We start from the raw sequence: 25,038 nt of genomic DNA, 5'->3' as shown, positions 1-25,038 counted from the left end.
CAGTGTTATGTGAGGCTAAATATCCCAATCCTTAACAATTAGATAACAAAGAAAAATTTAATGCCTAATCTTTTATTACTCATACACATACTAAACATATTTAATAGCTGGCAATCTAATAGCTTTTGTGATTACTAGTATGGGTTAGATAAATATCATGTTTTTATAGCGTAGACATTCTTCTAGTTCTCTAAAAAATGGCATAGCATTTACTTCTCTATTCATTTTGAATCTGCCAAAATTGCATCGACTTTTTGGATAAAAATGCAATTGTTTTCCATATTCCTTTTTATATTTGGAACCGCTTTTCTGAGCGAATGAGAAAGAATTTCATCTAAATACAGACGATGTCTATAAAAAACTCGATTTCCAGCGGTTACTATAAAGAACCAGTTCCACATATTACGCACGAATCTCCTTTTGCCTCCATGATGGAGCGTTTTCGGTTTGCAGCCGAAATACTGGAATTGGACGCCGGCGTTTTTAAATATTTATCCAGCCCCGAAAAAGTAGTCATCGTTTCTATTCCTGTTACTATGGATGATGGACGTATTGAAGTCTTTGAAGGATACCGCGTCATTCATAACAGCATTTTAGGACCTTCAAAAGGTGGCATCCGTTATTCTGATGATGTTACCATTGATGAAGTTAAAGCTCTTGCAGCCTGGATGACCTGGAAATGTGCGTGTGTAAACGTTCCTTTTGGCGGAGCTAAAGGTGGCGTACGGGTAAACCCAAAAGAACTTTCCCAGTCAGAACTTGAGCGACTAACCCGCCGATACACCTCAAATATGCTGGACGTTTTTGGTCCTGACCGTGATATCCCTGCCCCCGATATGAATACCAACGAGCAGACTATGGCATGGATCATGGACACCTACAGCATGAAGCATAACAAAACTGAGAATGCTGTAGTCACTGGAAAACCTATTATCCTGGGCGGTTCAAAAGGACGAAAAGAAGCAACCGGCCGTGGAGTTGTAACCTGTACTTTAGCCGCTCTTGGAAAACTTCGCATTTCACCAAGCAATACTTCCGTAGTTGTTCAGGGTTTTGGAAATGTAGGTTCCGTTTCAGCACAGCTTATGTATGAGCAAGGTGCTAAAGTGATTGCCATCAGTGATATAAGTGGTGGTTATTACAACAAAGAAGGAATTGATATTCCTGAAGCCATCCGCTACTCACAAACCCATGAAAATTCACTGGAAGGTTTTGAAGGCGCTGAATCCATCACAAATAAAAATTTACTCGAACTGGAGTGTGATGTGTTGATCCCTGCTGCAAAAGAAGATCAAATCAACAAAGAAAATGCACCCAATATAAATGCCAAAATTATATCTGAAGGTGCGAACGGTCCTGTAACTGCTAATGCCGATAAGATTCTGGAAGAAAAAGGAATCATGGTCATCCCCGATATTCTCGCAAATGCGGGAGGAGTCACCGTTTCTTACTTTGAGTGGGTGCAAGATCGCCATGGATATTTCTGGACAGAAGAGCGTGTAAATAGAAGATTGAATAGAATGATGAGAGAATCATTTGACAACTTGTTTATGGTGAGTGAAAAGTATAGTATTACGCTGCGCCAAGCGGCCTATGTTTACGCCATCGACAGAGTGGCAACAACGCTGAAACTGCGTGGTATTTATGCTTAGCTAATGAAATTATTACAGACACTTACTCTAAAATCTACATACGAAGAAGTTGAACGCATAGAACAACTGCTTAATACCCTTCAAGAAGACCTTGGCTTTAACGATGAGTTTTATGCTCGTCTGATGCTTAGCGTTTCTGAAGCGGCTACCAATGGCATTCTTCACGGAAATAAATTAGATGAATCTAAAACAGTTGAAGTCTCCGCTTATAAGGATGATGGAAAACTGATTTTCGAAACAAAGGATCAGGGTGATGGTTTCAACCCGGAAGATATTCCTGATCCCCTCGCTGAAGAAAACCTGCTTAAAACGAGTGGCCGTGGAGTTTTTCTAATGGAAGAATACGCCGATTCCGTCGATTATTCTGAAGGCGGAACAAAGCTGAAGTTGGTTTTTAATTTACCCAACTAGCACGGAGAGAATATTACTTCGAAAGGCAGTGTGGCTCAGCTTTTAATAATGATACTCCTCTGAGTAATCAGGCTTACTCTGCTCTTGAAAGTAACCGTCCGCTAAGCCTGAGTAGTTCTGTCTCCGCTGTTTTAGCCTCAATTTGAGCTGCTATCAATCGATTTTCGGCATTCAACAAACTTACCTGTGCCTCCCTTAATTCAACGGAGTTGATTGTTCCCAACCTAAACCGCTCGAGTGCTATATCTAAACTCTGCTCGGCATATTGCAGATTTTCCTGCTCCAGTTCAATAAGGGTAATTGCATCGCTGTACTGAGTATAAATTTGGCGAACCTGCGATGTTACACGAAGCCGGATGTCCTGTAAGCGAAGCTCTTCATTCTTCTCAGCAATCTGTGCATTTTGGCGGCGGCGGTTTTTATTCATCCCATCAAATAGATTGATTCTAGCCGTCACTCCATAATTGAAACCATCGGTCTCTGTAAAATCCGAAAACCCAGTACTTGATTCGGTTCTCCGGTATCCATATCCCCCAACCAAATCAATCTGAGGAAAATATTCCCCAGTAATTTCCCGAATCTCCGTCTGGGCTACACTCTGATTGAGACGTGCAATTTGAAGCTCACTATTTTGCTGAAGTGATTCATCGATGAGTGGCTCGAGCTGAAGTTTTTCAGCCAGTACAATTGCTCCACTCACATCATATCCCGACAAACTGGTATCTGCTAAAACCTGAGTAAGAAGAATTTTCGCCTGTTTGAGTCCGGTTCCAGAACGAATGAGGGCAGCTTTGTCAGCATTAAAATCAGCCCGGGACTGAAGTAAATCATATTCAGATCCTGATCCTAAGTCTAGGCGCGTTTCAGCAATTCGAATTCGCTCACTTGATACATCTAAGGTATTTTCCTGAACCTGATAAGCATTTTGTTGCCCCACAATCTGGTAGTAGGTGCTGATGATATCTGCCAGAATTTGCTCAAGTTGCAGCCTTGCCTGAGTTTCACTTATCTCTTCCTGGAGTGAAAGTCGATCTGAAGTTGCAAACATGGTTAGTCCGTCGAAAATGGTCCACGTAGCATTCACCCCATAATTAAATACAGTAGTTCGGGCTCCCTCATCGTTTCTGTCAGGGATGGCGTTCGTATTAAATTCGGTTACGTTGTCTTCAACACTTTCATTGAAAGCACCATCGGCAGTGAGGACAGGCAAAAAGCCAGCATTGCCGAGACTGTTATTGTTAGACGATATCCTTGTCTCATTGTCTGCAATCCGAATTGCATAGTTCTTTTCTAAGCCGGTTCGGATTACTTGCTCGATACTCAGTGTATCCTGACCATACACTGTATCTGGTATCGACAGCATGCCAATAAATAGTAATAGAAGTGGGAATCTTTTCATATTAAACTGGGGCGGTATCTAATTCTTTTTCGGCTTTTTCTATACTCTCTTCGTCAATTATATCATCATCTGATTTTACCGGCGAAAGGTAGGAGTACATAGCTGGGATAATGTAGAGCGTGAGTAAACTACCAATGATCAATCCACCAATAACGGCAATACCCATTGAAGTTCGGCTTTCTGCGCCTGCTCCAAGAGCTAAGGCTATTGGTAAAATCCCAAGCACTGTAGAAATACTGGTCATCAAAATTGGACGGAAACGAGCAGCAGAAGCATCTAAAATGGCGTCCATGATCGATAAACCTTGTCGCTGACGCTGGTTTGCAAATTCTACAATCAGAATTCCGTTTTTAGTTACTAAACCTATCAGCATGATCATCCCGATTTGGGAGAAAATATTCAAGCTCTCATTGAAATACCACATACTCAATAAAGCACCGGCGAGTGCAAGTGGCACCGTTAACATAATGGTGAATGGATCTCTGAAACTTTCAAACTGTGCAGAGAGAACTAAATAAACCAAGGCGAGTGCCAGCATAAATATGAAACCTAAGCTGGAGGAACTCTCCACAAAATCCCGTGAAGCACCGGATAGACTCGTTGTAAACGTATCATCAAGAACACGAGCAGCAATTTCATCCATGGTTTCAATTCCATCAGAAATGGTTTGACCCGGGGCTAAACTCGCAGAAATTGTGGCCGAAGCATAGCGGTTAAATCTGTAGAGTTGCGGTGGACTGCTTTGCTCTGCTACCGTTACTAAGTTATCTAATTGTATGAGCTGCCCTGAATTATTTCTCACGTACAGACTCCTTAAATCGACCGGTTCATCACGATTACTTCGGCTAACCTGACCAATTACCTGATACTGCTTCCCGTTCATAATGAAGAAATCAAAACGCTGTCCACTTAATGAAAGCTGTAGTGTTTCCGCAATATCACGTACAGAAACTCCTAAATCCTGGGCTCGTTCTCGATCAATAGAAACTTGTAGCTCGGGTTTGTTGAATTTCAGATCAACATCCTGATAGGTGAAAGTCGGATTATTTCGGGCTTCTTCGAGAAAGGCAGGAATGACTTCTTTCAGCTTATCAAAATTCTGATTCTGCAGAACATATTGCACTGGCAATCCTCCCCTGTTGTTACCGATTGTCTGTTCCTGAGATACAAAAGTTTGAGCCCCACTTAAGGTCGTTACCAATTGAGTAAGGTAGTCGGCCACTTCATTCTGAGACCTGTCCCTTTCTGCAGGATCTTTCAAAATGGCAAAGGCAAATCCTGAGTTCACGGAACTGGAAGCACCAAATCCCGGCGATGTGACTGAAATAACTGCTTCAGCTTCCGGCACGCTGTCCTGAACCAATTTCACCAAGCGATCCATGTAGTTATCCATGTACTCATAAGAAGCCCCTTCAGGAGCCTGAGAAAACATTCGAACCCGACTTCGATCTTCCAACGGAGCTATTTCCTGCGGCAGCGTTAGCATGAACAAATAGATTAGTCCACCAGAAGCCGCAATCACCAGAAATGAAACCCAGCGGTTATTCATAAATGTTTGGAGTGAATTCTTATACGCTCTGTTCATCGCGATAAAGAACGGCTCGGTCATTTCATAAAACTTGTTATGCTTTTCCCTTTTCTTCAACAGCTTAGTTGAAAGCATAGGAGTAAGGGTAAGCGCCACAAATGAGGATATAATTACGGCGCCGGCAATAACGATTCCAAACTCACGGAAAAGCCGACCGGTAATTCCTCCCAAAAATAAAATCGGCATAAATACAGAAACCAATGCCGCTGAAGTTGCAATTACAGCAAAGAAAATTTCCCTTGAACCCAAGATACCCGCTATCGTGGGCTCAAGTCCTTGCTCAATTTTTGCATAGATGTTTTCAAGAACCACAATCGCATCATCAACCACCAAGCCGATAGCAAGTACAATGGCTAAGAGCGTTAATACATTTATTGAAAATCCTGCCAAATACATCACAAAAAAGGCGCCAATTAGAGCAATTGGAATTACCACTACAGGAATAATGGTAGTTCGCCAGTCTCTGAGGAAAAGGAAAATAATAGCAATTACCAGAAGAAATGCGATGAAAATAGTTTGCTGTACTTCATCAATAGAAGCCCGGACGTATTCGGTGGTATCAAAGCCAATGGCTGTTTCAATATCAGCTGGCAAATCCTTTTCAATAGCGTTGGCTCTATTGTAGAATTCATCGGCGATATCAATTTGGTTGGCTCCGGGCTGTGGAACCAGCACTACTCCCACCATAGGCACTCCATCACGCTTAAGAATGGTCCGCTCATTTTGGGGACCTAACTCAGCATAACCCAAATCCCGAAGCTTGATATTACTTCCATTTCTCTGGCTGATAATCAAATCGTTGAACTCATCAACGGTTGACATTCGGCCCATCGTCCTTACCGTAAGTTCAGTAAGATTACCTTCAATTCGACCGGAAGGAAGTTCTACATTTTCACTGGACAATGAATTTCTTACATCCAGTGGAGTCAAGTCATAGGCAGCCAACTTCATTGGATCTAACCAAAGGCGCATAGAGTAGGTCTTGTCGCCCCAAATTTGCACACTGCTTACACCGGGGATAGTTTGAACGCGTTCTTTGAAATAGTTTATCGCAATATCCGTCAGTTGCAGGAGATTCCGTGAATCACTCTTAATATTGAAAAACAAGATAGGACGAGCATCGGCATCCGCTTTCGATACAACTGGTGGGTCTGCGTCGGGTGGGATATTTCGAACAGCTCTGGAAACCCTGGCCCGCACATCGTTGGCAGCTGTTTCAAGATCTACATCTAAATCAAATTCCACTGTTACCGTACTTCTGCCCTCACGGCTTACTGAGGTTAAGTTCTTGATGCCGGCTATGCCGTTAATCTCTTCCTCGAGAGGCTCAGTAATCTGCGATTCAATCACTTCAGCATTTGCCCCAATGTATGAGGTACTCACGGTAACGATGGGCGGATCTACGGCTGGATATTCCCGCACAGGGAGATAGTTAAAGGAAATGATCCCGAACAGGACAATCACAATTGAAAAAACGGTAGCTAGAACCGGGCGACGAATACTCAGTGATGATAAACTCATATTACTCCGTTTCTACATTATCAACATTAACCGTCATTCCCGGCCGTACCTGAAGTAATCCAGCTGTTAGTACGGAATCTCCAGCTGAAATCCCTTCTGTAATCTGAACTTTAGTTTCATTTCTGAGCCCTGTTTGAACAGACACCGGCTGTACTTTCCCATCTCTTAATACAAACACTTTTTGTCCCTGAAGTTCAGGCACTAGCGAAATTGAAGGCACCATAAGCGCATTATCAATGGTTGAAAGCGTCAATTCTATATCGGCAAATGCCCCGGGAAGAAGCCTTCCTCCTGTATTGTTGCTTGTAGCTCTTACCTGTAACGAACGTGTTTCCGTATTAATCCTTGGCTCTTTGGCATATACACTGGCTGTTAAAGTCTCGTCCTGACCTGAAACCGTAAACTCTACTTTATTGCCTACTTCCAGCATTGCTGCATATCGTTCCGGAATTGAAAAGTCGATTTTAATGGGATCAATATCCTGCAAAGTAGCAATGCGGGTGTTTGGGGTGATATAGCTTCCATCACTTACATATTTAAGACCCACATTACCTGAGAATGGCGCCCTGATTTCAGTTTTAGCAATCTGAGCCTCTATCAGAGCTACTTCGGCTCTCAATACATTAACCTCATTCAGGGTAGCATCATATTCTTCCTGACTGATGCCTCCTTTGTCCAGCAACTGTTTCTGGCGCTTTTCGCGATCTACAGCCAAATTAAGCCTGAAATCTGCCCGGTTAAGCTGGGCCTTTAATTCACTGTCGTTTATTTTAATAAGCAACTGCCCTTTCTCAACCGGCTGACCTTCTTGTAAATAGATCTCTTCAATCAAACCAGAGCTTTCACTTGCAAGCTCAACTTCTTCGTTTGCAATCAGGGTTCCGGTCGTGAAGATGTTGTTCTCAATGGTGTCGGGCTGAACCACAAATACGTCCACAAAAACAGGAGCATTTCCTGATGAGGCTGCTGGTGCATTTGAAGATTCCATATAGCTCTGAACTTTAGGGTAGGCCAGAAGACCCAATAAAATCAGAATACCTAAAATGATAAGAGTTCGCTTCATGTATAGAACAGAATAAAGTGTTTGATTGAATGCTTAAATGTAACCTTTAGTGAGGTTTTAACATTCTATTTTGTTGATAAGCCTTGTAAAAGATATCTACCGTCTAATTCGGAATCACAAAAAAAAGCGATACAGTTTTACCTGCATCGCTTAGATATTTATAAAAATTTTGAGCTTAAGCTACCTGAGCCTCAAGCTGCTTGCTAAGATGAGATTTAGGAACAGCTCCTACAATCTGGTCAACTACTTCACCATTTTTGAAAATCAACAGAGAAGGAATACTTCTGATTCCGTACTTCACGGAAATCTCAGGATTACTATCCACATCTACTTTTCCAATTTTAGCTTTGCCTTCATACTCACCGGCAAGCTCTTCAACAATAGGTCCGATCATTCGGCAAGGTCCGCACCATTCAGCCCAGAAATCAACCAATACTGGTTTATCAGACTTAAGTACTTCTTCATCAAAATTGCCGTCGGTAAATTCGATTGGTTTTGACATAATATATTTTCCGTTTATTGAATGTTCGTCAATTTTAAACAAATATCGTGATTATTCATTCAACATTACACATTCTTTTAAATTATTGACTTGATAGCGGGGGTTTATGAATCGGCTATGAGTTAAGAAGTTCCGAATAATGGGTTTTTCTAGCATCAGAAAATAATATTGGTCATTGGTATTTGAAGCTTGGGATTTTAAAAAAGCTAACTCCCATGCACCAATTGCACAGCCTCTTCACCTAACACTTCCCGCAATCCACGCAGTAAATCATCATTTGGTTCTACCACAAAATTCCGGACGTTCATCTTGATGGGTGCTGAAGCTTCCTCACTTACCACCGCTAACCGGACCTGTGTGCTTCCCTTGTTAATCGAGAATAACGTCTCAATCTGTTTCAGGTGATCTTTCTTTAAATCTGATGTTTTGAGTTTAATTCTAAGATTCAGTTGCTCTTGAAATTTCTCTCGTAGGTTTTCAACCCGTTCAAAAGTATTGGCAATCACTTTGGGTTGACCGCTTCGGGTATCCACAGTTCCATCAATAAACAACACATTGTCGGTTTGAAGGAGTCCCATATATTGATCGTATGTAGAGCTAAAGGCGATCACTTCTGTAGAGTTATTCAAATCTTCTACCTGAAGAAAGGCAAACGGTCTTCCCTTTTTGTCCGTCACTCTTTTCACCCCGGTAATAATCGCAATGAATCGGATACTCTGCCGGTCATTCATTTGTCCGAATACATCATCACTAAGGTCTTGCTTACCGAATAATCGAATTTCTTCTTTGAACCTGCTCAGCGGGTGACCACTCAGATAAAACCCGATAAGATCTCTTTCCTTATTCAGGCGCTCGATCTGAGTCCATCTTCTTACTTCCTGAAGTTTTGGTTCGGAAAATCCAGCCCCTCCACTATCACCGCCAAATAAGTTTCCTTGATTTAGCCTAATCTCTTCCTGCTTCCGAACAGCATATGACAAGATATCTTCCAGAGAGTGATGCAGCTGTGCACGGTTATCATTCAGCGTATCAAAAGCGCCGGCGATGATAAGACTCTCAAGTGTTTTTCGGTTACAGATTTTCAAATCAACGCGGGTGGCAAAATCAAAGATAGACGTATAGTCTCCATTCTCTTCCCGCTCTTCCACAATATGCTGGATCGCGGATGAACCCACGCCTTTGATCGCAGACATCCCATACTGAACGCGACCTTCTTTAGGGCGAAATTTACCCCATGCAGTATTGATATTTGGCGGATCCACCGGAATATTCATCCGCTGACATTCTTCAATAAAAGCCGACACCTTCTCGATGTTGCTCATATTGTGCGTCATAACCGCCGACATATACTCAGCAGGGTAATTGGCTTTGAAGTACATAGTATGATAAGCCACTACCGAATATGCGGCCGAGTGAGATTTGTTAAATCCATAGCCCGCAAACATGGCCATCTTATCAAATACTTCTTTCGCCGTTTTCTCATCATATCCTTTTTCAACGGCTTGCTTCACAAATTTCTCTTCTTCGGGGGGAAGGAGTTCCGGCTTCTTCTTACCCATGATTCGGCGAAGTACATCCGCTTCACCCAGTGAGTAGCCACCCATTCGCTGAGCCACTTTCATGATCTGCTCCTGGTAAATCATGATACCGTAAGTCGGTTCCAGCAGCTCAACTAAATCTTCATGGTCATATTCAACCTTTTCACGACCGTGCTTACGTTCAATGTAATCAGGAATGAATTGCATTGGACCCGGACGGTACAATGCGTTCATGGCAATCAGGTCATTGATGCTGGTCGGCTTGAGGTTTTTGAGATGCTTCCGCATTCCGTCACTCTCAAACTGGAAAATCCCTGCGGTTCCACCCTGTTGAAAAACTTTATAGGTGGCTTCATTATCCAGCGGGATATCATCGAGGTTATATTCTTTCCCGAAATTTTTCTTCACGTTCGCAATCGCCGTCTTCAAAATGGAGAGGGTCTTCAAACCCAGGAAATCCATCTTCAGCATACCGGCATATTCAATCACGCTACCATCATACTGTGTGACGTACAAATCTGCATCTTTAGCGGTACTAACCGGGATGTATTCGGTAAGCCTATCAGGAGCGATGATAACACCCGCGGCGTGAATTCCTGTATTCCGAACCGAACCTTCCAGTACTGAAGCCATCCGAAGCGTTTCGGCTTCCAGTCCTTCTCCATCACGAATATCCCGAAGTTCTCTTACTTCTGAAAAAGCATCATCGAGGGTCGTTCCCGGTTTTTCAGGAATGAGTTTGGCAATTCGGTCAGCATCCGCAAGCGGTAAATCCAACACGCGTGCTACATCTCGAACTGAAGAACGTGCTGCCATAGAACCAAAAGTGATGATATGCGCAACCTGATCTTTTCCGTATTTGTTAACTACGTATTCAATCACGCGTTGACGTCCATCATCATCGAAATCAATATCGATATCGGGCATGGACACACGTTCAGGATTCAAGAATCGCTCAAAAAGCAGATCGTATTTCAGTGGATCAATGTTTGTGATTCCCGTGCAATACGCCACAACCGAACCAGCCGCAGAACCACGCCCCGGACCTACATAAACACCCATATCGCGGGCAGCAGCAATGAAATCCTGCACAATAAGGAAGTATCCCGCAAAGCCCATTTCCTCAATTATTCCAAGCTCGAGCTCGATGCGTTCCTTAACCTCATCGTCCATTTCCTTATATCGAGGCTTGGCTCCCTCATAGGTAAGGTGGCGCAGGTAGGCATCTTCCGTATCAAAGCCGTCAGGGAGTTCGAAATTGGGAAGTATAACATCCCGCTCCAGCTTAATCGGCTCAATTTTATCAACAATTTCTTGTGTACTAATAATAGATGAAGGCATATCAACAAAGAGCTCCTTCATCTGGTCTTGGGTTTTGAAATAAAACTCGTCATTTGGGAAGCCGTATCGATAGCCTCTTCCTCTTCCCTTCGGCGTACTCATGAGCTCGCCATCATCAATACAAATCAGAGCATCGTGAGCTTTAGCGTCCTCTTCTTCCAGATAAAAAACATTATTGGTCGCCACCAATTTCACTCCATATTTCTCGGAGTAAGATTTAAAAACCTCGTTCACCCGCTTTTCTTCTTCCAAACCGTGATTCAGCACTTCCAGGTAGAAATCATCCCCGAATGTTTCCATCCACCACTGTAGTTCTTCTTCTGCGAATTCTTCCCCTTTGTTCAAAATCAGGTCAGCCAGCCAGCCTCTTACCCCTCCGCTCATACAAATTACATCTTCGGAGTATTTGGCAATCACGTCTTTATCAATCCGGGGATATTTGTAGTAATATCCTTCCGTAAAACCAATGGAGCACAGTTTGGAGAGATTTTTATACCCGTTCTTGTTCTTAGCGAACATCGGGATTTGGTAGCGCCGGTCTTTGTTATCGCGGGTGAATTTCTTTTGAAGCCGATCTTCTACTACATAAAATTCACAGCCAATGACTGGCTTTATATCTGCATTATGAGCAGCAGCGGCAAAAGCAAAAGCACCGTACATATTGCCGAGGTCAGCAAGTCCAACAGCCGACATTCCTTCGTCTTTGGCTTTGTTTACTAATTCTTTAATCCCGGCTGTAGCCTGAAGTACCGAAAATTTAGAGTGATTGTGGAGATGGGTAAAAGTGGCTTTCTCTACAAGCTCAGTAGCTGCCGCCTCTTGATCTCCACTTTTTTTTTGAGCCGCTATTTGCTCATCCGTCTGCTTGGTCTTGAACCGAGATGGCGAAACGAGATCTATATACTCTTCTTTTTTGATTAAGCTCTGGGCCGGCTCATAAATATGAGCATCCATCGGGAAATTTACACGAGTTGCTCCGATGCGAACCATTTCCAGAAAACAACGGGCAGTTGCTTCTACATCGGCTGCGGCATCATGAGCATCACTAAAACTTTTGCCGAACAGGGCCAGGTGTAACTCTGCAAGTGAAGGCCATTTGTAATTTCCGCCTCTGCCGCCTTCAATTTTGGCTACGTTGGTACCATCATCTTTGGTATCAATCTTGGGCTTATCGATGATGGCTGAAGGTATCTTTTTACGGATATACTCAGCACCCATAATTTTTTCATCAAAGCTTACATTGTGCCCAATGAGAAAGTAGGCACGGTTCATATCTTTGATAAACTCTCTGAGCACAAACTCGAGCTCCACACCTTCTTCATTGGCGCGTTCCGTGGAGATACCGTGGATTTTTTCTGAATTGAAGGGGATCGTAAATCCTTCAGGCTTTACAATATGGTTCCCGCTGCTGATGAGTTTTCCGGTATGATCATGAAGCTGCCAAGCAAGCTGAACCAGACGTGGCCAGTTATCCAAATCGCTTATTGGAGCAGAAAAATCGTTGGGCAGGCCTGTGGTCTCGGTATCAAATATCAGATACATATAGTTGCTTTAGCTTCATAGAAAAATTCCGTCCAAAATATACAATACTTGACTCAGCAAAACCGATGAAGTTGCTAACGATTTATCCACATTTAAAACCGAACTTCAAAGCTTGAATACGAGTCCTCTTCGTTCATATTGTTTACTTCCATGTCTTTCACATAACCCGACGGCGGCCCATCCTTGCACCGCTCGATGAGTTTCTTCACCGGTTCTTCACCTCCCTCGAAGACCGCCTCAACTCTGCCGTCATTTAAATTCTTGACCCAGCCGTTCACTCCAAGTTCGCGAGCATTTGTTTTCGTGAAGTGGCGGAACCCAACTCCTTGTACTCTGCCTGATATATAAATATGTTTCTTCACTCAACTTCCTTTTTAATATTAAACTTCTATTTTATTCCTGCTATTATTAAAAAAATGATTCCTTACCTTTAGCGTTCACTAAGTTTTAGAACATGACACTAACACAACTTTCTTACATCGTGGCTGTCGATAAACATCGGCATTTTGCTACGGCCGCCCAAAAAATTTATATCACCCAGCCAACGCTCAGTATGCAAATTCAGAAGCTGGAAGATGAACTTGGCGTACTTATTTTTGATCGCTCTAAAACCCCGGTTGTACCAACAGCTATGGGAGAGGAAATTATTGAGCAGGCTAAAACCATCCTGAGTGGAGCAAAACACATCGAAGACATGGTAGCCGTTCAGGGTGAATCTCTCAAAGGTACCTTTCGAGTGGGAATCATCCCAACCATCGCTCCTTATCTGGTTCCTCTATTTCTTAAAAAGTTTGTGGATACCTATCCCGATGTTGAACTCATTTTTGAGGAAGCACTGACTGCTGATGTACTGAAAGGACTTAATGAAGATTATTTTGACGTGGGTATTATTGCCACCCCCACCGACAAGCACATGTACGAAAAGGATTTATTCCTCGAGCCATTTCTGGGATATGTGAGTGCCGAACATGAGCTGGCATCTAAAGACAAGCTCTGTATTGATGATCTGTACAAAGAAGATTTATGGCTGCTGAATGAAGGACATTGTTTCCGTGATCAGACCCTTAAAATCTGCAAGCAGAACAACGAGAAGCTGAATAAAGCACCGATTATTTTTGAAAGCGGAAATCTGGAGACTCTGAAACGTCTTGTTGAGCAGAATTTTGGCATCACCCTAATGCCTTATCTTGCGATGAATGATTATGATACCCGTTGTGCAAACGGGGTTATCAAGCAGTTCGAAGATCCAATTCCTTCTCGAAAAATCCGCTTAGTCTACAGCCGTGAATTCCTGAAGAAGAATCTGATTGAAGCATTTGCCGGTTTAATCAAAGAATCCATACCCAAGGAGCTGGAGTCCAACGAAGACGCCATGGTGGTTGAGTAATGGAGCATAGCTTGACGCTTTGGATTCTATTCAACGTCTTTATTGTAGCTATGCTGATTGTAGACCTCATGGTTTTCAATCGCAAAGAACATGAAATTTCTATCAAAGAATCGCTGGTCTGGACCGGCATTTGGATTGCCCTTTCAGTCGTATTCGGGATTGGGATTTACTTCTACATGGATCCTGCCAGCTCGCTCGATTTCTTCACCGGCTATCTGATAGAGAAATCCCTGAGCGTTGATAATATCTTTGTTTTCATCCTGGTGTTTTCCTACTTCGGCGTTCCTGCTAAATACCAACATAAAGTATTGTTCTGGGGAATTTTTGGAGCACTTGTGCTTCGATTTCTTTTCATCTTTTTGGGCGTCGCCCTTATCGAACGCTTCGAATGGATCGTCTATATCTTCGGAGCATTTCTGGTTTACACCGGAATCAAAATGGCATTTGAGATGGAGAAGGAAGTCCACCCGGAAAAGAACCCCGTTCTTAAACTGACTCGAAAATTTATTCCCGTCACCAACAAATTTCACGGCCCTGATTTCTTCACCCGTATAGATGGGAAATTAATGGCTACCCCTCTTTTTGTAGTGCTTATTGTGATTGAAACTACCGATGTCGTTTTTGCTGTCGATTCCATACCGGCCATCCTCGCCATCACCACCGACCAGTTTCTGGTATACAGCTCCAACGCCTTCGCTATTCTTGGATTACGTGCGCTTTACTTTGCCCTAAACGGAGTGATGAAACTATTCAGCTATCTGCATTATGGTTTGGCCGCTATCCTTTCTTTTGTGGGGATAAAGATGCTGATTGCTGACTTTTACCACGTTCCAACCCCATGGGCTTTAGGATTTGTAGCGGCTGCACTGATTATTTCTGTTGGGGCTTCCATGATGTTTCCTAAGGAAGAGAGTTGAATATCGAATATTGAACATTCAACATTGAATGACGAACTGGTGGTTGTTTCATCTGTGTCATCTTGAAGATACCTCCGAAGGATATTTGCTTGAACAATTTACTATCTATCCATCACCTCCAACCCCATCCCTGTCCTCTTTGATTTGCGAATGATCGACGTTCTATAGACCAACTTTTCTTAAACTGTTTACTCTTCACCTACCATCCTAAGCCCTGTTTCTAAATCTTTTGAAACGAATCTTGGCTCGCCACGTGACTCTTCTCTAACTTAAAGCAAGAAGTAAAATCACCAATCGATCATTCGATCATTCGGTCCATCGGTTAATCGCTATTCTATTTGATATACGATCGATCGATGAACCTATTTACGCTGACCGATTACATTTCAGGAGTTCCCTTTCCTTGCCACACTTTGCGGGATATGGAAAGAGATTGGATCAAAAATTCACAATGATTCAATTGCAGGATTCCCCGAATGGATTATCTTTCAGCTGATTAAAAAAAGGTTATATTTTTTGGGAATTAACAGAAATCAGATACTACTATGTCACGTTTAGAAAAATCATTCGAATTCTTTTCAAGACAGGGAATCAAGTTTTTGCTGCTGGAGCTGGTTATTGTCTTTCTTGGAGTTTATGGGGCTTTCCTACTACAAAACTCAAATGAAGACCGCAGAATAGATGCTGAGAAACAGAAGATCCTGACAGGAGTAAAAGAAGAGCTGGAGTACTTCCGGATTTTCTTTCCAGGCTTTGCTGGAAATGATGCTGTGGCCGAGCGTAATGTCTTGATTCAACAGGATGAGTATGATGATTTCTCAAACTGGCGCTTCATTCAGCCACAATACAACTATACCGCTATTGAGTATTCACTTGGAGCCCCGGCCGAGATCATCGACTATGATCTTAATGCCGACTTATCTACCATCTATCGTGAAATTCGGAAACTGGAACATGCTGAAGAACTGATGACAACCCTCTCAATGGAGTATAAAGCCATACCGGATGGTTTAGAGAATAATGCTGCTGTACAGTTTGCGGATGAAAATAACCTGCTGAATTTTGTCCGCTTTAATAGTCGCGCCGATGATCGTGCCCGCATTATGAACCGACTGGCAGACTTAAGTGCAGAAATCCTTCCCAACATTAATAGCCAGTTCCCTCCAGAGTACCTAAAAGACATTGAGCTTTCGCTGATCAGTGAGAACATATCAGCCAGTTCAGAAGCTGAGTTGGAAGCGACCATTCCTGCTGTTCAAAACTTTTTCCCGAATCTATCTGAAGAGGAAATCAGGCAGGCGATTCCTATTGAATAAACTTCTTAGGATTTAGGATGTCCTTTTTCACCTACCATCCTAAGCCCTGTTTCTAAATCTTTTGAGAAGACTCTTGGCTCGCCACATGACTCTTCTCTAACTTAAAGCAAGAAGTAAAATCACCAATCGATCATTCGGTCCATCGATCCATCGATCCATCGGTTAATCGCTATTCTCTTTGATATACGATCAATCGATGAACCTATTACGCTGACCGATTTCATTTCAAGAGCCCCCTTTCCTTGTCACGCTTTGCGGGATAGGGAAAGAGACAATGATAGGGTCAAAACGGTATTAGAGCTACTACTTCTTTAACAATCTGCCCCCGCCCAAAATAACAGCGACAACGCCAACTACCAGCATAATAATAGCATTGGTAGAACCTGATCCTCCAAAGGCCTGGTCAATTTCTGAACCCAGTGAGTTATATTCCTGATATCCAAAATAAAGCAAAAGCGCGCCGGCAAGGAGAAGTGCAACAGAAATGATTCGGTTCATGGTATCGATATTAATTGGGGTTCGTAGCTATCTAAGGATTTAGGAAAACAAGCGCAAGGATTGGTATTTATAAATCATCCCATCTTTGTCATCCTGAGCGAAGTGATTTATTACTGACTTCCATGTATGGCGCGAAGGATCTCAAACTCAATTCTGGCAGATTGTTCAAACTCTGAGATCCTTCGTGTTCAACATCCTGCCCTTCGCTTTTTTACCACGTACTCAGGATGACAGCGGGCGTAGGTTAGACCTACTAATCAACCCGAACAAACCGGGTTCTTGTAACCAAATAAAATAAGATCGTCAAAATCGAGATTACTATAGCGATACCCAGTATTGAAAGTGACCAGACAAAAAGCTCAAGGTTATCTTTAAAAGAAACAAAGTACAGAATAACATAAATGGAAACGTACGATATTGGTAAAATCAAGAGACATACATATACGACTTTAGAATGCATTCTACGAAGATGAGTTCCACAATGGATACAGTTCAAGTATCCGCGCATTCGTTGACTTAAACTCACTCCACGTCCTGTAGCTTTCCAGAGTTTATAGGGCTCTTTCCCACATTCCGGACAACGCATCAGTTTGTATTCTCTTTCTTCTTTCTGATAACTCAATAATTTATACAGTGCGTAGATACAGCCAGTTAATACTATAATAAAAAAGAAGAGATCCTTTGCATGATTCAAAAACCATGACAAGCCTTCCTGATAAATAAAAACCTCAGCAAGAAACCCTAGATTAAATAACAGATAATTGTACATCCCCACTAAATACATTATAAACCCCGCTTTTTGGCTTCTAAGATAAAAGAGTGAGAGTCAAAATCCATAAATCTTGGATTAGTGATTTTACTTCTCACTTCACTGGATAAACCTGACCTATCATTTCTATCCCTTCTATGTTTCTTCGCTAAGTAAAGTTGACATATAACTCAAAACGTGTCTGCTTCATGTATCCTCTTTCCAGAATCAAGGGTGTAATTGGTGCTTTATATTAATTATTAAATAGTTGGAAGCAGGAGCTTCCCGGAATGCATTCCGCAGCGGAGCTACGGAACGAGGTTAAAGAAGAAGATTTAATCACTCAACTTCTGCTATTAAATGCAACCGCACCCAAACTTATCAAACTGAATTGTATATACGATACGTAGCAAATTGCCATTGTAATAAACTAGTGATCTCTGAGGTACACTTGTCTCATCAAGCAATTTTCCCGGTTCTCGTGTATAGGTGAAGTAGAAGTTTTCATACCCTTTAAGTCGTGCAAAAGATTGCTGATACCTTCCGCTTACAGGACAGTCAGCGCAAACCGGCTGAAACTTTTCCGACATTCGTTGATCCAATTCTTCATTTTGAACAAACTCCAGATCTAAGTCGAATGGACTCGATATTAGTACCGGCTCCTCTTCACTTTGTTTTGCAGCAGGCTCTAATCGGTATGAAAAGAAGGAACTGCAATCACCAATATGTTTTGAGAATGTATTGACCTCCATCCGATATTTTCCTGTTTTTGTAAATACAAAGACGGAATCACCTCTCACAGACTTTGGATAGGTAGTTATCGCTTTCCCTTCTTTGGTACTCAGTTCATTTCTATCTTCAGAATCATGAGCTTCATTCCACAGTTTCTGTTCAGGATTAGAACTACTTTTGGGCTCAAAAATATTGGTTCCTGCGATCACTCCCTGAATAACGGCTCCAAAGGGTTTCTTATAGGCTAACTCATCATTTTTGTACATCTCAGTAACCTTTTCGAGGAATCGATAATTGGTCGAATTGTTCCTTTCAAGATCATCAAATTCGTCCCAAAACTGTCGGGTTTCTTTGTTCTCTTCCACTGATTTCATTTCGAAATAAACCGGACAAAGTTCTTGCATCATCGGTGCTATCGTTTCTGCCTTTTCCAGATCTTCCCGCAACAGTGCATGGTAATTGATAAGGTGAGTTCTAAGTTTTTCAAAATTAGTAGTGTCAGAAAGTACTGGCAGAGCTGGTTGATCTAAATCTGTATCACTATTTGAACTTTCTTGTGCAAAAACAGACGAGGTGAATAGAGTTACAACTGAGAGAAGCAGGAAATTGGTTTTAAAATGTCTCAAAATTATTATATCAGGTAATTATTGTAGCGTTCAACTTTCTGGACAGAAGTTTTCTCTTTAGCTGATAAACTAATAAAAAAGACTGCCACGAACTGTCACCCTCTCTTCTTAGTTTAGTGTGTGAGGAATTGAAATGTCTGGAAGTTGTCATCCTGAGTGCATCGTAAAGAGAATAGAATTCAAATGCTAAACACGAAGGATCTCAAATTATAAACTACACATTAGCTTAAACTTTGAGATCCTTCGCGGCAAACTATTATACCTTTACTGCATCACTTCGCTCAGGATGACATGATCTCGAAATCTTTATTTCCATTAATTAAATCCAGATTCCTGCCTCCGAAGGAATGACGATTATGCTCAAAATCACTAAAGCCGGAAATCACGGAATACTGTTACCCCAGCTGGGTATAGGACTGGATTATAGTGGTAAAAAGGCGGATCACGTGTTTGTATCTCACGGTCACGCCGATCACATTCCCTGGAAGTCTTATGCCAAATCTGTGTATGCTACACCTCCGACTAAGAAATTCATGAATCTCCGCGGAGCGAAATATGAGGTACAGGAACTTCCTTTCAAGCAGTCGGTGGAAACCAAAAACGCTAAAATCACCTTTTATCCTGCGGGACATATTCTTGGCTCTGCCATGACCTTTGTGGAATCCGAATTCGGAAACCTCCTCTACACCGGCGATTACAGAAATCCACCTTCCCCTGCCACTGAAGGCTTTGAGCTCCCCGACACCCAAATCGACACCTTTATTACGGAAGCAACCTTTAGTCTACCCGTGTATAAGTGGCAAAGTTATGATGAACTGAAGGCTGAGATTATGGGCTTTGCAAAATCAGCATTGGATAAAGATTATACCCCGGTTTTCCTGGCATATAATCTGGGCAAAGCGCAGGAAATCATGCATCTGGTTAAAGACCTGAACCACCCCATTCAAATTCATGGCGCAGGCTTCAAGCTGTGTGGTGTGTATGATGAGGAGGGCATTGATCTGGGCAATTATCAAACCTATGACAGGGAAACCTGTGAGGGAAAGATTCTGATTTGCCCGAGTTCGGCTATCAACAACGGCTTTGCATCGAATGTCCGCAAAAAGAGGATTGCCTATTGCAGCGGTTGGGCCGTGATGGAGTCGAGACGAAGTCAGCTTACCGTAGATAAACTCATACCCATCTCCGACCATCTGGATTTCTTCGAACTCATTTCCCTGTGCGAAAAACTTCAACCCAAAATGACTTACATCACGCATACCCCAAACCCGGATGTGGTAAAGCATTATTTAGATGAACAAGGGATTCCGTCTCAATTTTTAGATATGACGGCGAAGCCGAATGATTAATGTTAAATTTTAAATGTTGAATTTTAAATGTTTAATCAGCCAACCTACAAGCTTATGCAAAACCCGGGTATTTTACCGACTCACTTTTTTCTAACAAACTCAATTACCCATTCAACATTTAAAATTTAGCATTTAAAATTCTACAGACACCGATGAGTAAACAAGCTCAGAATACCTTCCTACAACTCGCATCCACGGCCCAGCTCATCAATGAGACACGGGGAAGTAATGCTAAGATTAAAATCTGTGCCGAGTATTTTCGCTCTTTGGAAACGGATGAGGATTTACAACGGGCAGCCCGATTTTTAGGAGAAGGTCCTTTTTCAGATATATCAGGAAAACGAGCTTCTGTTGGCAGCAGGACCTATTCTACCTTAGCCGCTGATCTCTGTGAGATTGATTACGAAAAAGTCTTCAAACCTTCCAAAACAGCTACCGGAAGTTCTTCGGAAACTATAGAGAAACTCTTTAACAATATTCCGGAAGCTAAAGCTAAGTGGGATCCAAAAAACCTATCCCTGGAAGAAGTTGAGGTTATTTATGATGCGTTGTATTCCGTGTCTTCCAGAGTGGATAAACAGAAAGTCCTGACCGATGCCTGGATTCAAATGACCCCTCTTGAGGTGAAGTATTTTCTGCGAATTATGGGTCGGGGCTCATTGCGTATTGGGTTTGAATCCAAGAGTATTGTCTCAAGCATTGCCAAAGCTTTCAAGCATAAAGTGGATGAGGTTCGCTATGTGCATATGATTACAGGAAGCATTGGGAAAACAGCCGTGCTCGCCAAAAATAATCAACTGGAGGAAGCAAAGTTCACCCTATTCCAGCCCATCGCATTTATGCTGGCTTCTCCGGTTGAGAGTAGGTCGGTGGATGATTATAGCCAATACGTTGCCGAAGAGAAGTTTGACGGGATGAGATGCCAAATGCATGTGTCTGGGGATCAGGTTCAAATCTTTTCCAGAGATTTAAATGAAATCACCCATTCTTTCCCTGAGATTGTTCAGTTTTTTGTGGACAGAAATTTACCTGAACTCGTACTGGATGGTGAAATCTGTGTCTTTAAGGACGATACCATTCTCCCCTTCCAGCTCCTCCAAAAGCGTATGGGCTTGAAGAAGCCTTCAAAGAAAATATTGGAGCAATATCCTACGATATTAATCGCCTATGATGTGCTTTATCATGACGGAAAACCAATTTTTGAGCATAGTCTAAGTAATCGTAGAGAGCTGCTATCGGGGCTTTCGGAGAAACACAGCCTTCCCATCACCACACAAAAACCCATAGAGAGCAAGGAACAGATTGAGGAACTTTTTGAGCTTGCACTCGCCCATGGAAATGAAGGGCTGATGCTGAAGCAAAAGGATTCGACTTACGAATACGGCCAGCGCCGAAAGTCTTGGCTTAAAGTCAAAAAACCAAGCGGTTCAATTGATACCATCATGATGTACGCCCATGCCGGAAGCGGAAAACGTGGAGGAACCTATTCAGACTTCACGCTGGGAGTCTCGGTCCGGGAAGACGAACGTTATGAAGAGGAGTTCATCCCCATTGGAAAAGCATACGGTGGTTACAGTGATGATGAGCTAAAAAAGATGAATGACCGAATCAAAAAAATCACCGCAGAAAAGTACGGTCCTACACTTGGTCTTTATCCTGATATCGTTGTAGAGCTGGAGTTCGATGACATTCAGGTAAACAAACGCACCAAAGCTAACTACACGCTCCGGTTTCCAAGATTCAAAGCTATTCGCTGGGATTTATCGCCCGATGATGTGGATACTTTAAAAGATGTAGAACGATTGTATCAGGAGAAAATAGATCAGGAGCGGCTTAAACAGGATAAGAATCCATCCTTTAAACTAGGATGATTTAATAGCGCATTACATCATCGTGTTTAACGGCAATCACGGTAATAAAAGAGATGTTAGTCGTATAACGTCGAATATTATACACATCCCGATACAGGATGTTTGACTTGAAGTAGGTAAACTCTTCCATCTGTACTCTTTCATCTGTTTCGTACTGCTGCGTAATTGACTGGACAGATGTTTTCAACACTTTCGTCAGTTCTTGGACAGCATCATTTTTGGCTTTCATCCAAGCTATGGAAGGATTGAAATTAGTTTTCCTGGCCTTGCCAATCGCAAACCAGGTATCTCCTACCCGTTGTGGACTCGTCATTAGATCCTCAAGGGGTGGCATGGGAGCGGTAATAGTTTCAGCTCCATTATTAATTCCAGTGATACAGTGTACGTTTCTATCAACAACAAAGGAATCAACCTGTACAATATTGCCTCCCTCTTTTAAACTTAGTACGGTATCGCGAATACTAAATTCAGGAAAATTATAAAGGGACTGGTCATTACTCTTAAACTCTTCGATAAAGACAGAGATAAATAGATTCGAGTTCAAATCTATTAATGATGACTCACACGCTCTTTGAAATAGAGTAGAATCCCCTCCAAAATTGGACAGCTTGTTAATCCCATATCCATGGAGATTATTATTCTGATAGATAAGTTCCGGGCTAGACTCATTTTGCCCTAAAAAAAAAGTACTCTGCGAAAATATGTTTCCACAGAGTACTAAATTTGATAAAACAGCAATTAGAAGTATTGAATTTAACTTCACAGAAAATATACTTCTAATCTAGTTTTCGATTTCATGAAGCTTGTTCTGAAGCTCATCAAAAGCTTTTGAAGCTTTGAACTTTGTATATAGCTCTTCATCTTTAGAAAGTGCATTGTCAAGCACAGTACGAGCCTGACCTACAGGCATACGAACCAGCACGTAACATCTGCTGTTAACGTTTCCGCCTGTCATTTCAGGATCAAGTTGCTCACACTCAGCTCTGTCACGAGAAACACCATTCAGTGTACTGTTCACTAACTGCTCACTGGCATTAGAGAACGTAGCGGCGTAATTCGCATTCGCTCCACTTTGTACTTCTTCTTCAAATGATTTCTGAAGTGCAGAAACTTTAACTTCTAATTTAGCAGCCATCGCCTGAGTGGCATTACCCTGAGCACTTCTCAGTGCAGTTCCCTGACGAGAAGATTGGGCTTCAGCAGCAGCATAAAAGAACTCTTCTGTATCCGGAGGAGGTGCAAGATACCAATCTGGCATTGTGTCACTTGTGTTTTCCGGCTTATTACTACCACAGGAAACAAGAATCCCCGCAGCTAACAACATTGTAAAAATGGATCTTATTTTCATATCGAGTTACCCCTTTTAATATTTTTGGTTTCGCCAATAATAAAATGAAATAACTATCAACACAAATCTTTTTAATTTGACTATCAATGTAATTTGTTGAATTTTCGCTTTATCTATTACTAAAAAGTAAAGTTTGAGGTTTTAAATGGGGTTTTTCAAAAATGTAGCTTTGGGGAAAAAATGCTTTTCTCATATTCTTCTCCTTCTGTTTTCAATATTTCTTTTGACGGGCACTTCATATGGTCAGGATACAGAATATGAAAAATGGAAAAAACAGCAAGAAGCTGAGTTCAAAGAGTATCAGGATCAGTTTGATAAAGAGTTTATCGAAATGCTGGAAAAGACCTGGGAAGAAGTTGGCATAAATCAGGGCTCTGAATTTTATCAGGAAAAGAAACCGGTCACTATTCCTAAAGCCCCACCAAAGCCTCAGGTTGAAAATAATGTCCCAAGAGACGAAACCCCTATCAGGGAAAAGATTAATATCGATATTCCCGACGCACCGCCATCGGCTCCAATCACCATAGAAAAGCCCCCTAAAGCTTCTATGTATGGCGATGTGGAAACCCGTTCAACAAATATTGATTTCTTTTCGTCAACCATTCCGTTCGAATACCCGACTCAACTAAGAAGCCTTTATTCGCCACGAGAGTTTTCAATGATGAAAACGGACAACAAGAAAATTGCCGAGTTCTGGGATAAAGTGAGTCGCATAAACCATGAACCAATTATCAACTACTCAAATACAGTGCGGGATGAACTTCAGCTTAATGACTGGGGCTATGCACTTTTAATTAACGACTTTGCTAATACCGTTTTTGAAGGATATGACAGTAAGTTAATCAACTTATACAATTGGTTTTTATTGACTCGTGCTGGCTATCAAATCCGCATTGGGTACGATCAGAACGACGTTTATTTACTATATGCTGTTGAATACAATGTCTTCAACACCAAGTATTATACCCTTGACGGTGAGCAGTTTTATGTGATTGACCTGAATGAAAAGAAACAATCACCGAGTTCAATATTCACTTATACCGGAAGCCATAAAGGCCAAAGCAAAAAGCTGAATCTAAAAATTACCGAGTTTCCAACTTTAGGGGATTCAAAAAATGTGAAGTCCAGAACTTTATCATTTTCTTATGAAGGTAAAGACTATAGCATTCCTGTTTCTGTTGACCAAAACCTGATTGCTTATTTTGAATATTTTCCATTAACAGAATTGCCTATCTTTTTTACCTCTTCCATGTCTGAGGCTTCAAAGAAATCTATTTATGAAGTTTTAGCTCCGGCTATTGCGGACATGAATGAAGAAGAAGCTGTTAATTTCATTCTCAGATTTGTTCAGACTGCTTTTGACTATAAAACAGACCAAGATCAATTTGATCGTGAAAAGTATATGATTCCTGAAGAAACTTTATTTTATCCCTATTCCGATTGTGATGATCGCTCCATATTATTCGCTAATCTTGTTCAAGAATTAACAGGTCTTGACGTTGTTGGGTTGCGATATAGTAAACATCTGGCTACAGCTGTAGCTTTTTCAAATGATGTTGCCGGAGATCACCACTACAAGTCGGGTAAGAAATACGTTGTTGCAGACCCAACCTACATAAACGCTACGGTTGGAATGACCATGACGCAATACAAATCCGAAAAACCAGAAATTGTAAGTTTACAATAAGT

General features: G+C 41.9%; 19 protein-coding genes. 8 read left to right on the top strand and 11 right to left on the bottom strand.

The window, feature by feature from the left end:
* Positions 1-428: 428 nt before the first annotated feature.
* Together CL667_14715 and CL667_14710 are read left to right on the top strand one after the other, a co-directional pair.
* Complete coding sequence (locus CL667_14715) at positions 429-1,652, top strand: amino acid dehydrogenase (protein ID MAL18947.1); 1,224 nt, start codon at positions 429-431, stop codon at positions 1,650-1,652.
* Positions 1,653-1,655: 3 nt separating this feature from the next.
* On the top strand, positions 1,656-2,063 hold the full coding sequence (locus CL667_14710; protein ID MAL18946.1) for an ATP-binding protein: 408 nt from the start codon (positions 1,656-1,658) through the stop codon (positions 2,061-2,063).
* A gap of 73 nt (positions 2,064-2,136) precedes the next feature.
* Here CL667_14710 and CL667_14705 read toward each other — a convergent pair whose 3' ends face one another.
* The 6 genes from CL667_14705 to CL667_14680 all read right to left on the bottom strand — a co-directional run bounded on the left by CL667_14705 (position 2,137) and on the right by CL667_14680 (position 12,919).
* Complete coding sequence (locus CL667_14705) at positions 2,137-3,462, bottom strand: hypothetical protein (protein MAL18945.1); 1,326 nt, start codon at positions 3,460-3,462, stop codon at positions 2,137-2,139.
* Between the two features lies 1 nt (position 3,463).
* Entirely contained in the window at positions 3,464-6,571 is a 3,108-nt protein-coding gene (locus CL667_14700) for an acriflavin resistance protein (GenBank protein ID MAL18944.1), read from the bottom strand.
* A gap of 1 nt (position 6,572) precedes the next feature.
* Positions 6,573-7,634: an efflux transporter periplasmic adaptor subunit gene (locus CL667_14695; protein ID MAL18943.1), complete on the bottom strand. Its 1,062-nt coding sequence runs from the start codon at positions 7,632-7,634 to the stop codon at positions 6,573-6,575.
* Positions 7,635-7,809: 175 nt separating this feature from the next.
* Positions 7,810-8,139 carry a thioredoxin gene (trxA, locus tag CL667_14690; protein MAL18942.1) on the bottom strand — a complete coding sequence of 110 codons (330 nt, stop codon included), beginning with the start codon at positions 8,137-8,139 and terminating at the stop codon, positions 7,810-7,812.
* Between the two features lie 203 nt (positions 8,140-8,342).
* On the bottom strand, positions 8,343-12,557 hold the full coding sequence (locus CL667_14685; protein ID MAL18941.1) for a DNA polymerase III subunit alpha: 4,215 nt from the start codon (positions 12,555-12,557) through the stop codon (positions 8,343-8,345).
* A 92-nt stretch (positions 12,558-12,649) separates the two neighbouring features.
* Positions 12,650-12,919, bottom strand: a complete 270-nt coding sequence (locus CL667_14680) for an acylphosphatase (GenBank protein MAL18940.1) — start codon at positions 12,917-12,919, stop codon at positions 12,650-12,652.
* 92 nt (positions 12,920-13,011) lie between these two features.
* Between CL667_14680 and CL667_14675 the strand changes: the two genes are divergently transcribed.
* The 3 genes from CL667_14675 (at position 13,012) to CL667_14665 (ending at position 16,177) form a co-directional block, all read left to right on the top strand.
* Entirely contained in the window at positions 13,012-13,944 is a 933-nt protein-coding gene (locus CL667_14675) for a DNA-binding transcriptional regulator OxyR (GenBank protein MAL18939.1), read from the top strand.
* Entirely contained in the window at positions 13,944-14,861 is a 918-nt protein-coding gene (locus CL667_14670; GenBank protein ID MAL18938.1) for a tellurium resistance protein TerC, read from the top strand. Before CL667_14675 ends, CL667_14670 begins: the two co-directional genes overlap by 1 nt.
* Positions 14,862-15,406: 545 nt before the next feature.
* Positions 15,407-16,177, top strand: coding sequence for a hypothetical protein (locus CL667_14665; GenBank protein ID MAL18937.1), 771 nt, complete (start codon positions 15,407-15,409; stop codon positions 16,175-16,177).
* Positions 16,178-16,480: 303 nt separating this feature from the next.
* On the opposite strand, the gene CL667_14660 is transcribed toward CL667_14665, so the two are convergent.
* From CL667_14660 to CL667_14650, 3 genes are all read right to left on the bottom strand, one after another.
* Positions 16,481-16,675, bottom strand: a complete 195-nt coding sequence (locus CL667_14660; GenBank protein MAL18936.1) for a hypothetical protein — start codon at positions 16,673-16,675, stop codon at positions 16,481-16,483.
* 253 nt (positions 16,676-16,928) lie between these two features.
* Positions 16,929-17,459 carry a hypothetical protein gene (locus tag CL667_14655; protein MAL18935.1) on the bottom strand — a complete coding sequence of 177 codons (531 nt, stop codon included), beginning with the start codon at positions 17,457-17,459 and terminating at the stop codon, positions 16,929-16,931.
* A gap of 320 nt (positions 17,460-17,779) precedes the next feature.
* The gene (locus tag CL667_14650) at positions 17,780-18,781 is read right to left on the bottom strand and encodes a hypothetical protein (GenBank protein MAL18934.1); all 1,002 of its coding nucleotides are present in this window, start codon (positions 18,779-18,781) and stop codon (positions 17,780-17,782) included.
* A 347-nt stretch (positions 18,782-19,128) separates the two neighbouring features.
* Between CL667_14650 and CL667_14645 the strand changes: the two genes are divergently transcribed.
* Complete coding sequence (locus CL667_14645) at positions 19,129-20,130, top strand: hypothetical protein (protein ID MAL18933.1); 1,002 nt, start codon at positions 19,129-19,131, stop codon at positions 20,128-20,130.
* Positions 20,131-20,282: 152 nt separating this feature from the next.
* Positions 20,283-22,001, top strand: coding sequence for a hypothetical protein (locus tag CL667_14640; protein ID MAL18932.1), 1,719 nt, complete (start codon positions 20,283-20,285; stop codon positions 21,999-22,001).
* Between the two features lies 1 nt (position 22,002).
* Here the strand turns inward: CL667_14640 and CL667_14635 are convergent, their stop codons facing one another.
* Together CL667_14635 and CL667_14630 are read right to left on the bottom strand one after the other, a co-directional pair.
* Entirely contained in the window at positions 22,003-22,764 is a 762-nt protein-coding gene (locus CL667_14635) for a hypothetical protein (protein MAL18931.1), read from the bottom strand.
* An 18-nt stretch (positions 22,765-22,782) separates the two neighbouring features.
* Positions 22,783-23,349, bottom strand: a complete 567-nt coding sequence (locus tag CL667_14630) for a hypothetical protein (GenBank protein MAL18930.1) — start codon at positions 23,347-23,349, stop codon at positions 22,783-22,785.
* 145 nt (positions 23,350-23,494) lie between these two features.
* Between CL667_14630 and CL667_14625 the strand changes: the two genes are divergently transcribed.
* Positions 23,495-25,036: a hypothetical protein gene (locus tag CL667_14625; GenBank protein ID MAL18929.1), complete on the top strand. Its 1,542-nt coding sequence runs from the start codon at positions 23,495-23,497 to the stop codon at positions 25,034-25,036.
* Positions 25,037-25,038: the final 2 nt, after the last annotated feature.

The organism is Balneola sp. (assembly GCA_002694685.1).
GTDB lineage: Bacteria > Bacteroidota > Rhodothermia > Balneolales > Balneolaceae > Gracilimonas.
The sequence above is the reverse complement of the archived record's forward strand: the minus strand, read 5'-3'. Positions and strand labels throughout refer to the sequence as shown.